At 39.7% G+C, this 14,468-nt stretch carries 14 protein-coding genes and 1 other RNA gene; 6 read left to right on the top strand and 9 right to left on the bottom strand.

Annotated features, from left to right (window positions below):
- The first annotated feature begins 8 nt into the window (after positions 1–8).
- Positions 9–893: an NAD(+) kinase gene (gene nadK, locus HC725_RS10180; RefSeq protein ID WP_190331717.1), complete on the top strand. Its 885-nt coding sequence runs from the start codon at positions 9–11 to the stop codon at positions 891–893.
- A gap of 111 nt (positions 894–1,004) precedes the next feature.
- Here nadK and recN read toward each other — a convergent pair whose 3' ends face one another.
- Positions 1,005–2,669 carry a DNA repair protein RecN gene (gene recN, locus HC725_RS10175; RefSeq protein ID WP_190331716.1) on the bottom strand — a complete coding sequence of 555 codons (1,665 nt, stop codon included), beginning with the start codon at positions 2,667–2,669 and terminating at the stop codon, positions 1,005–1,007.
- Between the two features lie 305 nt (positions 2,670–2,974).
- Here recN and bamE point away from each other — a divergent pair, with 305 nt between their 5' ends.
- Positions 2,975–3,340: an outer membrane protein assembly factor BamE gene (bamE, locus tag HC725_RS10170; RefSeq protein ID WP_190331715.1), complete on the top strand. Its 366-nt coding sequence runs from the start codon at positions 2,975–2,977 to the stop codon at positions 3,338–3,340.
- A 103-nt stretch (positions 3,341–3,443) separates the two neighbouring features.
- On the opposite strand, the gene HC725_RS10165 is transcribed toward bamE, so the two are convergent.
- Positions 3,444–3,752 carry an RnfH family protein gene (locus HC725_RS10165; protein WP_190331714.1) on the bottom strand — a complete coding sequence of 103 codons (309 nt, stop codon included), beginning with the start codon at positions 3,750–3,752 and terminating at the stop codon, positions 3,444–3,446.
- A 31-nt stretch (positions 3,753–3,783) separates the two neighbouring features.
- Positions 3,784–4,221, bottom strand: coding sequence for an SRPBCC family protein (locus HC725_RS10160; protein ID WP_190331713.1), 438 nt, complete (start codon positions 4,219–4,221; stop codon positions 3,784–3,786).
- A 113-nt stretch (positions 4,222–4,334) separates the two neighbouring features.
- On the opposite strand from HC725_RS10160, the gene smpB reads away from it, so the two are divergent.
- The 4 genes from smpB (at position 4,335) to ahpF (ending at position 8,110) form a co-directional block, all read left to right on the top strand.
- Positions 4,335–4,820 carry an SsrA-binding protein SmpB gene (gene smpB, locus HC725_RS10155; RefSeq protein WP_190331712.1) on the top strand — a complete coding sequence of 162 codons (486 nt, stop codon included), beginning with the start codon at positions 4,335–4,337 and terminating at the stop codon, positions 4,818–4,820.
- A 170-nt stretch (positions 4,821–4,990) separates the two neighbouring features.
- Positions 4,991–5,357: a transfer-messenger RNA gene (gene ssrA, locus HC725_RS10150) on the top strand.
- Between the two features lie 441 nt (positions 5,358–5,798).
- Positions 5,799–6,356 (top strand): alkyl hydroperoxide reductase subunit C, encoded by a 558-nt coding sequence (ahpC, locus tag HC725_RS10145; protein ID WP_190331711.1) that lies wholly within the window; start codon positions 5,799–5,801, stop codon positions 6,354–6,356.
- Between the two features lie 185 nt (positions 6,357–6,541).
- Positions 6,542–8,110 carry an alkyl hydroperoxide reductase subunit F gene (ahpF, locus tag HC725_RS10140; RefSeq protein ID WP_190331710.1) on the top strand — a complete coding sequence of 523 codons (1,569 nt, stop codon included), beginning with the start codon at positions 6,542–6,544 and terminating at the stop codon, positions 8,108–8,110.
- 109 nt (positions 8,111–8,219) lie between these two features.
- Here ahpF and HC725_RS10135 read toward each other — a convergent pair whose 3' ends face one another.
- From HC725_RS10135 to cyoA, 6 genes are all read right to left on the bottom strand, one after another.
- Positions 8,220–8,891 carry a 2OG-Fe(II) oxygenase gene (locus tag HC725_RS10135; RefSeq protein ID WP_190331709.1) on the bottom strand — a complete coding sequence of 224 codons (672 nt, stop codon included), beginning with the start codon at positions 8,889–8,891 and terminating at the stop codon, positions 8,220–8,222.
- 421 nt (positions 8,892–9,312) lie between these two features.
- Positions 9,313–10,185 (bottom strand): heme o synthase, encoded by an 873-nt coding sequence (gene cyoE / locus HC725_RS10130; protein WP_190331708.1) that lies wholly within the window; start codon positions 10,183–10,185, stop codon positions 9,313–9,315.
- Positions 10,186–10,194: 9 nt separating this feature from the next.
- Complete coding sequence (gene cyoD, locus HC725_RS10125; protein WP_190331707.1) at positions 10,195–10,527, bottom strand: cytochrome o ubiquinol oxidase subunit IV; 333 nt, start codon at positions 10,525–10,527, stop codon at positions 10,195–10,197.
- Positions 10,527–11,135 (bottom strand): cytochrome o ubiquinol oxidase subunit III, encoded by a 609-nt coding sequence (gene cyoC / locus HC725_RS10120; RefSeq protein WP_190331706.1) that lies wholly within the window; start codon positions 11,133–11,135, stop codon positions 10,527–10,529. The genes cyoD and cyoC overlap by 1 nt, the downstream gene beginning before the upstream one ends.
- On the bottom strand, positions 11,125–13,161 hold the full coding sequence (cyoB, locus tag HC725_RS10115; RefSeq protein WP_190331705.1) for a cytochrome o ubiquinol oxidase subunit I: 2,037 nt from the start codon (positions 13,159–13,161) through the stop codon (positions 11,125–11,127). Before cyoB ends, cyoC begins: the two co-directional genes overlap by 11 nt.
- Before the next feature lie 14 nt (positions 13,162–13,175).
- Complete coding sequence (gene cyoA / locus HC725_RS10110) at positions 13,176–14,093, bottom strand: ubiquinol oxidase subunit II (RefSeq protein WP_190331704.1); 918 nt, start codon at positions 14,091–14,093, stop codon at positions 13,176–13,178.
- Between the last annotated feature and the right edge of the window lie 375 nt (positions 14,094–14,468).

Genomic DNA, 14,468 nt, shown 5'->3' with positions numbered 1-14,468 from the left:
GAGATATTATGCAAAAGCCGTTTAACGTAATCGCTATTATTGGTAAACCTCGTAACCATAAAGCTGTGCAAACTCATAAAGAATTATTTTTTTGGTTAATTGACCAAGGTTACCAAGTTTTAGTTGATGATCGCTTAATCGATATATTGGAAGAATTACCAAAATCTATATTTACCAGCTTATTACAGATTGGTGAGCAAGCAGATCTCGCCATTGTAGTTGGCGGTGATGGAAATATGCTGGGTGCGGCTCGCATACTTTCTCGCTTTGATATTTCGGTCATCGGCGTGAACCGCGGAAGTTTAGGTTTTCTAACTGATCTGAATCCTGAAGATTTTCACGATTCATTATTAAATGTATTGAAAGGGCATTATTTAAGCGAAGATCGTTTTTTATTAGAAGCGGAAGTTCATCGGCATGGTCAAACAAAAAGTCACAACTCAGCCTTAAATGAAGTGGTACTTCACCCAGGTAAAGTGGCCCATATGATTGAGTTTGAAGTCTATATCGATGACCGCTTTGCTTTCTCTCAACGTTCAGACGGGTTAATCGTTTCAACCCCAACAGGATCAACAGCTTATTCACTTTCCGGTGGCGGCCCTATTTTATCACCAAGCTTAAATGCTATCTCTTTAGTACCGATGTTCCCACATACTCTGTCGAGCCGACCTTTAGTAGTTGACGGTAATCGCAAAATAAAATTAGTGGTTTCTCCCGATAATAGAGGAACACAAGAAGTCAGTTGTGATGGGCAAATCTCCTTACCAGTATCGCCCGGAGATGAAATTCATATTTTTCAAAGCCCAAGTATTTTGAAGCTGATTCATCCTGAAGACTACAGTTACTATCATGTACTGCGCGAAAAATTAGGGTGGTCAAGTAAACTATTTTAAAAGCAGAAGCTGAGACATAAATAAAGACGACTCTTCTTTCTAGAATAAAGAAGATGGGATCTTATCCAAAAGCAAGATCCCAACTTTTATTTCTATATTTTTAATGAATCACTATGCTGCAACTAACAACTCTTTGGCATTAGCTCGAGTTGAGTCAGTAATTTGGCTACCACCAAGTAAACGTGCCAGTTCATCCACACGTTGGTTATTATCGAGAAGGTTCATTCTAGTTTCCGTCTTACCAGCTTTCGCTTGCTTGGACACAAAGAGTTGCTGGTGACCACATCCTGCCACTTGCGGTAAATGGGTTACACACAAAACTTGAGTCGACTCCCCTAACTTACGTAACATTTTACCAACCACACTCGCCGTTGGGCCACTGATCCCCACATCAACTTCATCGAAAATGAGACTTGGCGTTTGTACCTTTTGAGCCGTGATGACTTGAATTGCCAGAGATATACGAGAAAGCTCGCCACCAGATGCTACTTTTGCCAAAGCTTGTAATGGTTGGCCTGGGTTTGCTGAAACCAAGAAACTGATACTATCAATACCAAGTGGCGTTGCATTTTTGACTTCGCTACTTATATCAATACAAAACTGTGCTTGTGCCATGCTAAGCTCATGCATACTTTGAGTGATGAGCTTATTCAGCTCTTTAGCGTAACGTTTACGGCTCTTGCTGAGTTTTTCTGCTGACTGAATAAAAATTTGATACTTTTCTTCTACATCACGCTCAAGCTGTTCGAATCTCTCATCAGAACAATCTAATGCGTCAATCTCTTCTTTAATCTTTTGATGATGTTGATACAACTCATCCGCCGATACGCTGTGCTTCTTGGAGGTACCCATCACCTTACTAAAACGATCTTCCACTTCAGCAATTCGCGTCGGATCCACATCAATATCATCCGCATAAGAACGCAACTCTAGATTAATTTCATCTAATTGAATGATAGCTTCTGATAGCATGCTTGGCAGATGTGACAACTTAGGATCTAGATCCACTAATTCGTTCAAAGCATGACTAACAGAATTAAGTAGACCTAATGCATTCGCATCATCACCATCATAAAGATCGTTAATCGCTTGCTGACACGTCAGGGCTATTTGGCCACTGCTGGATAACAATTTGTGTTCTTGCTCAAGTTCTAAAAATTCATCCTCGCCTAGGGCAAGTTCATCCAATTCTTTAACTTGGTATTCAAGTAATTGCTTCTGAGCTAAATTATCTTGGCTACTAATACGTAACGTTTTTAATTGGTTTTGTTTCTGCCGCCAATCGGAGTAGGTTTTTTTAGTCGCCTCAATTAATCCTTGATGACCAGCATATTGATCGAGCAAAGTCAGCTGATATTCAGGTTTCATTAACTGATGATGAGCATGTTGACCATGAATATTAACCAACGTTTGCCCTAACGATTTAAGCAATGAAAGAGGGACAGGATTACCATTAATAAACGCACGTGAGCGTCCTTCTTTAGTGATAATCCGGCGTATAATACACTCACCACTATCAAGCAATTCATTGTCTTCTAGCCAGCGTGTTGCTCGAACATTGTTATCTAGAATAAACGATGCGCTAATATCAGTTTTTTCTTCGCCGGGTCTGACTACATTACTATCCGATCGCCCACCGAGACACAGTCCTAGTGCGTCGATAGCAATAGATTTACCCGCGCCCGTTTCACCGGTAATCGTTGTCATTCCTTTGAAAAGCTCTAGCTGCAAAGACTTAACAATCGCAAAATTATTAACACTTAAATGAGAGAGCATAAATCCACCTTTAAAAACCAAATTAATCACTGTATGTAAAAACAGTATATACTGGCTTTTTATACAGTAAAGTTTTTTATTAGCTATTTAATGACTTTGTCCCTTCGTTATTTACTTAAAGTATTCACATCTGAGAATAGAAGGCACTATACCTACACTATCTTTTTCTATTTTTATTAATTTTCTGCAACCAAACTCAAAAATTATGGTCTTATTTCCATCTTTCGAACAGAGAGCTTTTACTTCTGGGCTGCGCTTGTTTATCATCAAGGCAGTTTTTATCCCTCAACTCAAAGAAAGCCACTATGCATTTTAAAAAGTGGATAATGATTATCCCTTTAGTTCTGACTCTTTTATTGTCTGGTTGCAGCGTTTTAGAACGCTTTGTTTACCGAATAGATATAGCCCAAGGTAACTACGTTGAACAACCAGACGTTGATAAAATTCGTATTGGCATGACCAAAGAACAGGTTCGTTTCGTTTTAGGCTCACCTATGCTGGTTCAAAATGGTTACCCTGATACTTGGTACTACATTTATAACTTTACTCATGGTCATGACGATACAATACAAAAAAACCTTGAAATTACGTTTGATGAAATGTCACAAAAGCTAACCAAAGCTTCTGGTGACTTTGATCTCAACCCTGATTTCAATACTCCATTGCAATAATAGATCTCACTATCTATTGATGTAAAAAAGTCCCTATATCAGATATGAGCTGATATAGGGACTTTTTTATATTATGGAAAACAATCTTCCATTAACTACGGTTTCATTTTTTCTGCTCTGCACGCTTACGCCTAATCTCTTTCGGATCAGCAAGTAATGGCCGATAAATTTCAATTCGATCTTTATCCCGCACATTTGCATCCAATTTAATATTACGGCTAAACACACCGACTTTATTACTCTTAAGATCGATCTCAGGATATGACTCTAATACACCAGATTGTTCAATAATCTCCTGTACAGACATATCACTAGATACTGCTAACTCGAAGACTTTTTGCTCATGAGGTAAAGCATATACAACTTCCACACGAATTAATGATTTATTCAAATTTTGCTCAGTCACGGACATCACTCTTTGTTTGTATATGGGTTATGAATACTTAATTGTTAACATAAACTTGTTTTGCCCTTTGAGTAAACGATTTCACCATATTGCTAGTAAGTTCGTTAAATATTTTGCCAAAAGCCATTTCAATCAATTTATTAGAAAACTCAAACTCTAACTGAAACTCAATCTTACAAGCAAAATCATCTAAAGGAATAAAACGCCAACTTCCAGATAAGCTTTTAAAAGGGCCATCCACTAACTGTAAGTTAATTAAGCGGCCAGGGATCATAAGGTTGGAGGTAGTAAACGTCTTTTTTATACCGGCTTTAGAAACATCAACCGATGCCACCATCGCCGTTTGACTTGATTCAATTAATTTAGAGCCTGAGCATCCTGGCAAAAATTCAGGGTATTTTTCAACATCATTGACCAAATCATACATTAGCTGAGCACTAAACGAGACTAATGCTGAACGATTAACCTGGGGCATACTTCTTCCTAATTTGAACCATGAAGAAAATTCTCGAAAATAAACAAAATATTACCAAGAATTAGAACAAAAGGATTCGCCAAAATAAAAGCAATCCGTATAATGAGGCCATTATGGCAAAGAAAAAATCAAAATCAAAAGCCGGTAGTAATACTATCGCCCTAAACAAGCAAGCTCGACACGAATATTTCGTTGATGATGAAGTAGAAGTTGGTCTTGAGCTGCAAGGTTGGGAAGTCAAATCTTTACGTCAAGGTAAAGCCAATATCGCAGAAAGCTACGTTTTCCTTCGCGATGGTGAGGCATTCCTAAGTGGCGCTTCAATCATACCACTTAATCAAGCCTCTACGCATATTGTCGCCAACCCAACTCGGGTTCGTAAGCTTTTACTCAATCGTCGTGAATTAGATAACCTATTTGGGCGAGTAAATCGAGAAGGTATGACTCTAATTGCCCTATCGCTTTATTGGTCTCAATCTTGGGTGAAAATGAAAATTGGCGTTGCAAAGGGTAAGAAATTACACGATAAGCGTGATGATCAGAAAAACCAAGATTGGCAACGCGATAAAGCTCGTATCATGAAAAGCAGTTTACGTTAAGCAACCCAAACAGTACGATGCAAAAGTGTTGTATTGTTAACCACTTAATCTTTAGTCACTAGACTCTTAAAAGTTTTATGTTACTATGCGCGTTAAGTTATATACACAGCGTTAATAGCGTTGGTTTGATCTTTTGATGAGTAGTTCAAAATAATTCAAACGGAAAACTTGGGGCTGATTTAGGATTCGACGGGAATTTTGAAGTCTTAGGTGCATGTCGTGGGGCGGTTTGCCACGTAAAAAGCCGCAAAAAAATAGTCGCAAACGACGAAAACTACGCACTAGCAGCTTAATACCCTGCTGAGAGCCTTTCTGCCCTAGCTTCCGTTTGTAAGACGGGGAACAACAGAGAGTCAAACCCAAACGAACTCGTGTGGCGTCTCCAGCCTGAGAGACAAAGCATTAAAAATAATTCAGGATAGCCATCAGCTAGCGTGTCGGTTCGCAGGTCGGTGGTGAAATTAAAGATCGACTAAACATGTAGTACCAACGGTGAATGATTTTCGGACGCGGGTTCAAATCCCGCCAGCTCCACCAATCTAACAAAAATGCCACTACCTCAATGAGGTCGTGGCATTTTTGTTTTTATGTATATATTCACTATCGATTGCTATACATGAATATCCTGCATTCATCATTAACACTACCTCTCTCATTTCTCACATATAGCTTGAATGCGCTGGCGTCAGCTGAACCCGCGTCCGAGTTAAATGTCCATATCTTTTCAAACTCACCTTTTCCCAAAACTCATTTCAATTTCAGACTCACTACAGAAAAACACTTCGACTGATAAAAACCCAATAAATAGCCAAAACCTATCAATACAATAAGAACAATCTATTTTATTAATCAACCAAAGAATGTGAATATACTCCCCGTAAGCAAGAAACGAGGCAGAGCTGAGAATATAAAACAGACTGTGCCAGCAGAATTTAGCAATTAGTTAAAACTTCAATCCAACATAGGAAAGTAAATATTATGATTAACACTCAAATCAAACCATTCAACGCGACAGCATTCAAAAACGGCGAGTTTATTGAGGTTTCAGAAAAAGATGTATTAGGTAAGTGGGCTGTATTTTTCTTCTACCCAGCCGATTTTACATTTGTATGTCCTACAGAACTTGGTGACCTTGCTGACCATTATGAAGAGTTACAAAAGCGTGGCGTAGAAGTGTATTCAGTATCAACCGATACTCATTTTACCCACAAAGCTTGGCATGACAGCTCTGACACTATTGGTAAAATTCAGTACTACATGCTAGGTGACCAAACTGGCAACATTACCAATAACTTTGGTGTTATGCGAGAGGGTCAAGGCCTTGCAGATCGAGCAACTTTCCTTATCGATCCAGAAGGCACTATCCAAGCAATGGAAATTACTGCTGAAGGTATTGGTCGTGATGCAGAAGATCTACTTCGTAAAGTAAAAGCGGCGCAATATGTTGCATCTCACCCAGGTGAAGTTTGTCCTGCAAAATGGAAAGAAGGTGAAGCCACTCTAGCTCCATCATTAGATCTTGTTGGTAAGATTTAATCATTAGCATCCGTTAATAACATACCAACTTAATGGAAGGTGCTTATTAACTAATAATTGAGAGCTGGTCAGCTGTATTACCTCTGACGATCTATATGGCCGGCTAGCTCTCCCTCTACTTCACATTCTTATTTTAAATTTCATCCAGAGTAACCACTCAAATTCAAAAATGAAGGTGTCATACCATGCTTGAACAAGCGATCAAACAACAATTAGAACAATATTTAACAAATGTAAAACATGATATCCAGTTAGTGGTTAGCCTAGATGAAAGTAAAGCTGCGCAGGATATTCTTTCTTTAGCCAATGAAATTGCTGACCTAAGTAGATTCATTACGGTAATACGTGATGATAGCGCCAGTGATCGTAAACCGGTTATGACAGTCATAAATCAACAGAAAGAAACACAACTTCGCTTTGCGGGATTGCCTATGGGACACGAGTTTACTTCCCTTGTGTTAGCACTGCTGCATTCTGGTGGCCATCCGATCAAACTGGATTCTGACACCATAGAGCAAATCGCTCAATTGGATAAAAAACTCGATGTTGAAGTCTTCATTTCTCTGTCTTGCCAAAACTGTCCAGACGTTGTGCAAGCCTTTAATATGATGTCTGCTATTAATCCTAATATTCGCACTACCATGATAGATGGAGCTCTATTTCAAGATGAATTAAAGCATCGAGATATCATGGCCGTACCGAGTGTTTTTGTAAATGGCGAGCTTTTTGGCCAAGGACGTATGACGCTTAACGAAATCTTAGCCAAAGTAGATGATGGTGCATCAGAAAAAGCCACCGCTAGCTTGAATGAAAAGGATCCATACGATGTTTTAGTCGTAGGTGGTGGACCTGGTGGTAGCGCAGCAGCATTATATGCAGCCCGTAAAGGTATTCGTACTGGTATTGTCGCTAAACGTTTCGGCGGGCAAGTGATGGATACGATGGCGATAGAAAACTTTATCTCAGTAAAGCGTACCGAAGGTCCTAAATTGGCAACAGATCTAGCTGAACATCTGAAAGAATATGATGTTGATGTAATAACGGAACAGCAAGCCAATAAGATAATGGGCAAGCCTTACACTGAAGATGGTTACATCCATATTGATCTTGAAAGTGGCGCAAATCTAAAAAGTAAAAGTATCATTTTAAGCCCTGGTGCACGCTGGCGTGAAATGAACGTTCCTGGTGAGCAAGAGTATCGTAATAAAGGCGTCGCTTACTGCCCACACTGTGACGGACCATTATTTAAAGGAAAAAGAACTGCTGTTATCGGTGGTGGTAATTCTGGAATTGAAGCCGCTATCGACTTAGCTGGCCTTGTTGAGCATGTCACGGTTCTTGAATTTGCAGAGGTATTGCGCGCCGATCAAGTCCTGATCAATAAAGCGAATTCACTGCCAAATATCGACATTATTACCATGGCTCAAACTACGGAAGTGATGGGTGATGGGAAGCGAGTAACCAGCCTAAAATACAAAGATCGTAATACTGATCAAATCAAAGAAGTCGAACTCTCTGGTATTTTTGTTCAAATTGGTCTTGTGCCGAATACTGAATGGTTAAAAGGCTCAGAAGTCGAGCTATCACCTCGAGGTGAAATCATCGTCAATGACCGTGGAGAAACCAGTATGCCAGGTGTATTTGCTGCGGGAGATGCAACTACCGTTCCATACAAACAGATCATCATTGCGATGGGAGACGGGGCAAAAGCAAGCTTAAGTGCATTTGACTATTTAATTAGACAAAACGGATAATTTAATAATCCTACAAGTTAAAATAGCGAGTTTTACCCTGTAAACAATAAAAACGAGTTCAATTTTGAGCTCGTTTTTATTTTAGAATACAAAGTGCGCCATTTTGAATTTATCTTGGTGGATCGACTTTATCACCTGCAGAACTATTCACTCGAAACCAACCTGCAATCGAGTATCTATCGCGGGTTGCGGGTAGAACTTCATGTGGAAAATCCTCACTCAAAAAAGCGACAACCGTTCCAAAGCTAGGTGCAACCCTAAGAATCTCTACTTGAGTTTGCTCCTGATACAAGACTAACTCACCGCCATCAATATGTTTCCAATCAGGATTGAGATAAACAACAATACTCAAGATACGGTTAGCTTCTCCTTTAAAAGCATCCTTATGCGTTTTATAAAAATCCCCTGCCGAGTAATGAGCAAAATGACTCTCAAAAGAAAATAGCCCTAAAAAGAGGCTTCGATTGAGATAACGCTGTAAAGAACTAGTCCAGCTAAGCCATGCCTTCCCCGCTTCACTTTCACCATCAATCCAACATACGTGGTCGGTACGAACAGACTTATTCAATATTAAATTATCTTCTCGGCCTATTCCTGCACGCTTAAATTTATCGGCAGGCATAGTTTGGATATGATCATACAATGAAGCTAATAGGCTCTGATTTAGTCCATTAAGGTGAATACTATAACCTTGAGAGGCTAAGTTATCCGCCATCAATTCAAACAATGGTTCAATTTCAGGGCAAGAAAAAGCTATTTCTTCAGCTAAAACAACGCTCATTTTTATCCTTTCAAAAAACATACGCTGCCTCTCCCTCCCTATGAAATAGAAAGAACTAAAGAGGTCAGAACAAGAGTCGAAGTGTAAGTTAAAAAGGAATATAAGCGAGATAAATTTATCTAAGTTGATACATAAAAAAACACCAAGCTGGGGAGGCTTGGTGTTTTTATTTTTTCCTAGCAAACTTGGAGGTAACGCTAGATTTACACAGGAAGAACATCACTATTCCAATTGAGAACAGTCTAAAGCGTGAACTCAGCGATGTGGTTTTGTGTTCTGTTGTGGGCTTAGAATTTATCAATCTTAGATAAACCTAAAATCACAAATAAGCATAATTAATTACATTCGTTTATTATGCTTACATTCAAAAAAAACAATACCGCTATTATTGAAATGTAAAATTACGGTAACGGTAATGTTCTTAAAATGTAACACTTAAGGGTAGTAATTCCACCCCTAAGACAGCACTAAATGCAGTAACCACCAGCAATGAGACTTTAAATACAGACTTAGACCATTGAATATAATTGGATTCATCCATACTTCTAAAGGTTACTTTAGACCAGCCATAGCAAGAAATTGCCGCTACAGCCAAATACTCATATCCAGTATGTCCAAAAGCATAAAGCCCAAATGCGACTACAGAAAAAGCAACCACATAAGCCATCATATGTTGACGCGCTTTGTGGATACCTTTAACAACAGGTAGCACTGGAATTTCAGCTTGTTCATAGTCTTGCATTCTAAACATAGCAATCGCGTACGAATGCGGCATTTGCCATAAACAGAACAAGCTGAATAGCAATACCGCCTCCAAACTGATGTAATTGGTTACAGCTAAGTAGCCGACTAAAGGTGGAATCGCTCCTGATACACTGCCGACAAGCGTGCCGTATATCGAGGTGCGTTTGTACCACATAGTGTAAAAGAACACGTAAAAGACATAACCAAGTAACACAACTACTGCCGATAATGGATTAGTCATTTTATAGAGCAGCCCAGTACCAACAAGTAACATGACAATCGCAAACAAGAAGGCACGATCAATATTAATTGATCCTCGCACAATGGCGCGATTTTGAGTACGAGACATTTTAGCATCAATATCTCGGTCAAAAATATTGTTCACGACACAACCCGATGCAATCACTAAAGCCACACCCAACATAGTGTAAACAAGCAATGACAAGGTTACCGACTCTGATTTAGCGGCCAGAAAATAGCCAGCTAAAACAGAAATCAGATTACCCATGATAATGCCAGGTTTGGTAAGTGATACGTATTCTTTAAACATGATTATGCCTTACATCATCATATTGTGGTTAAGGTTCCACATGATCCAAATAGACCCTGCGATTACAATAAACACAATGATTGCAGTAAACACAAATGACATAATGTTAAAGCGACCTTTTTCTGAACTATCCAAATGTAGGAAGTAGAACAGGTGAACCACTAGTTGGACCACTGCTGAAATAATTAAAACAGCAATCGTGGCCTCACGTGATAACGCACCAGTGTAAGCAAAGTAAAAAGGAATGATGGTTAAAATCAGTGAGGCAATAAAACCTGTGATATAACCTTTAGCACCTGAATCTTCATGACCATTACTTGGAGATGTTGATTGATTTGACATTAGATCACTCCCAATAAATAAACGATAGTGAAAACACAAATCCACACGATATCTAAGAAGTGCCAAAATAAGCTAAGGCAATAAAAACGCCCTTTCATCAAGTCATTCAGGCCTTTTGAATTTAATTGGATATAACAAACCGTCAACCAAATTAAACCAAACGTCACGTGTAAACCGTGAGTAGCAACTAAAGTAAAGAAAGCAGATAAAAACGCACTGCGCTGAGGACCAAAGCCTTCTTCAATTAAATGATGAAATTCATACACTTCCATCGCAATAAAGCCTAAGCCCAATAATGCGGTGATCAGTAACCAACGTTTTAGCCCTGCAACATCTTCACGTTTCATCGCAATGATGCCAAAACCAAATGTAATACTACTTAATAGTAGCAACATGGTTTCGACAAAAACAAATGGTACATCAAAAATGTCTTTACCTGATGGCCCACCAGCTGTGGCATTCATAAGGACTGCATAAGTGGCAAATAAAGTGCCAAATAAGATGCAATCGCTCATCAAGTAAATCCAGAAGCCATATTGCTTCATCTCATTAGCATCGTGATGATCGTGGTCATCATGCCCATGCTCAACAGCAGGATTAGCGTGCATAATCAACCTCCACATCGGTATCAATGTTTGCTTGTTGTTTTGATTTACGCAAATTTTCTTTATGCGCATCTTCTACGGCTTTAATTTCTTCAACCGTAACGTAGTAATCACGATCTTCATTAAAGCTATGGGTAATAACGCTGACAATAACGCCCACGAAACCAATAGCCGCAAGCCACCAGATATACCAGATCATTGAGAAACCAAAAATCAACGCGAACCCTGAGATATACATCCCTGTCGCTGTATTTTTCGGCATATGAATTGGAGAGTAGTCTTCAGCTGCTGCCAATGTAGCCTCAACACCTGCTTCTCCACGTTGCTTTTGGTACCAAAATGCATCAATTTCATCGCCTTTCGGGATTTTAGCAAAGTTATAGAATGGCGGTGGTGATGATGTTGACCATTCAAGCGTACGTCCGCCCCATGGGTCACCAGTTAAATCCACGTTTTGTTCGCGATCACGAATACTCACGATGAACTGAATTGCTTGACACGCCACACCACAGAAAATGATGAAAGTACCAAACGCTGCAACTGCAAGGAGTGGGAAGTATTCAGGATCAATGCCTTGGCTTAAACGACGAGTCATCCCCATAAAACCAAGCGCGTATAAAGGAATAAAGGCAAATAAGAAGCCGATAATCCAACACCAGAATGCACGTTTACCCCATGTTTCATTCAGCATGAAACCTGTCGCTTTAGGGAACCAGTAAGTCACACCAGCAAAGCAACCAAATACCACACCACCAATAATAACGTTATGGAAGTGGGCTATTAAGAACACACTGTTATGCAATACAAAGTCAGCCCCAGGCACAGCTAGAAGCACGCCAGTCATACCGCCAACAGTAAAGGTGATTAAGAAACCAATCATCCATAACATTGGTGACGTAAATTCAACACGCCCACGGTACATGGTGAAGAGCCAGTTAAAGATCTTAACCCCTGTAGGGATAGAGATAATCATGGTCGCAATACCAAAGAAGGCATTAACGTTAGCACCTGACCCCATGGTAAAGAAGTGATGTAGCCATACAACGAAAGCAAGAATAGTAATAACAACGGTTGCCCATACTAATGATGTGTAACCAAATAGTTTCTTGCGAGAGAAGGTTGCCACAACTTCTGAATAAACACCGAATACAGGTAAAATCAAGATGTAAACTTCAGGATGTCCCCACGCCCAAATCAGATTGACGTACATCATCATGTTGCCGCCCATATCATTAGTAAAGAAATGGGTGCCGAGGTAACGATCAAGCGTTAATAAAGCAATAGTCACTGTCAGAATTGGGAACGAAATAATGATCAATACGTTTGCGCATAATGAAGCCCAAGTAAAAACTGGCATTTTCATCATAGTCATCGATGGCGTGCGCATACGCATAATAGTAACGAAGAAGTTCACACCAGAAAGCGTGGTTCCGATACCAGAGAGCTGTAGTGCCCAAATCCAATAATCAACACCGGTTCCTGGGCTAGCCTTAATTCCAGACAATGGAGGATAAGCAAGCCAACCAGTACGAGCAAATTCACCCACACCCAAAGAGACATTCGTTAAAATAACCCCAACAACAAACAACCAAAAGCTAAGGTTATTTAAGTATGGGAATGCCACATCACGTGCGCCGATTTGCAATGGTACTGCAATGTTCATTAAACCAATGATAAGAGGCATTGCGACAAAGAAAATCATGATCACGCCGTGAGCACTAAAGATCTGGTCGTAATGCTCAGGCGGTAAGTAACCGGCATCACCAGCCGATGATAGTAGCTGTTGACTACGCATCATGATCGCATCAGAGAAACCACGAACCAACATGATCATTGCAACAGCGATATACATGAAACCAATTTTTTTATGGTCAACCGAAGTGAACCACTCCGACCATAAATATTGCCACTTACCGTAATAGGTAATGGCGGAAACAACAGCAAGCCCAACAATGGCAATAACAGCCATAGTTACCACGAGAATTGGTTCGTGGTACGGGATACTATCGAGTGAAAGTCTTCCAAACATACTCTTTCCTGCCCTTAATCTTTTGCCATATCCGTGTGGTGCATCTCATCCATTCCATTTTCATGGGAATTCAAAGCGCCCTTATATTGTTTCACCACATCGGCAAACAAATGTTCTGGAACCTGTGAATAGTAAGTTACCGGTACATTTTCACTAGGCTTAGCTAATGCTTGGTAATCACTAAAATCATGCATGGTCAATGCGCCATCTTTTTCTTTAACACTTTGAACCCACTGATTAAAGTCATCACGAGTCTCGGTAACATGTGCTGTAAACTTCATGCCAGAGAATCCACCACCACTATAACTAGCAGAGATGCCTTTATAATCATTAGCTTCGTTGGCAATCAAATGAACTTGAGTCATCATGCCTGGCATCGCATAAATTTGGCTGCCTAAACGAGGAATAAAAAAGGAGTTCATGATGTTGTCAGAAGTAATTTTAAACTGCACAGGGACATCTTTCGGAAAAGCGACATAATTGACGGTAGCAATATGCTGTTCTGGGTAGATAAACAACCACTTCCAATCAAGTGATACCACTTCGATTGTCATTGGTGTCACATCGCTAACAAGAGGTTTTGATTGCTCAAGTTCGTGCGTACTACGCCATGTGATCGTACCCAAAATTGCAATAATAATAATGGGAACCGCCCACACCACGATTTCAATTTTGGTAGAATGAGCCCATTCAGGTTCGTACTTTTCTTCTGTATTAGATGTTCTATACTTGTATGAAAAGTATACCGTCATCAATATTACAGGGATAACAACTACCAACATTAAAAGTAATGCGGTAATGATCAGTTCTTTTTCCTGAATGCCTATAATTCCTTTAGGATCAAGCAAAGCAGAACTGCATCCAGACATAAGTAGAATTGCACTAAGCAACCCTCCTCGTGACAGGATACTTTTGTATCTTGAGGCTTCCATTCTAAATCTCGATATTAAAGGCGAATGAGGGAGCAATCATGGTCAATAACCAATGCGCCCCAAACGCAAAAAAACATGAAATCGATAAAAGCGGCATTTTCACTACAAATAGCAACATTTAAACACCACCCACGACCAAGCTAACTCACTAACGAGACGGTAAATAGAGTATATAAGCTACTCAAAAACCATCGAAGTTAAGAAGAGAGAACAACAAACCACGCCTAGAAACGTAGAATATACATTGTTACATTTGAAGCATTATGCTTACAGATAATAACAAACTCACGCAATATAAATGAAAACTAACATTACGTAAATGGCCATTTGTCATATTTGATAGGTGTCTTGTATACAATATAGCGCGGGTATTGT

The sequence above is a fragment of the Vibrio sp. S17_S38 genome (genome assembly GCF_014694375.1).
Classification (GTDB): Bacteria; Pseudomonadota; Gammaproteobacteria; order Enterobacterales; family Vibrionaceae; genus Vibrio.
Note: the sequence above shows the minus strand (reverse complement) of the source record. Positions and strands in the feature narration are given on the sequence as shown.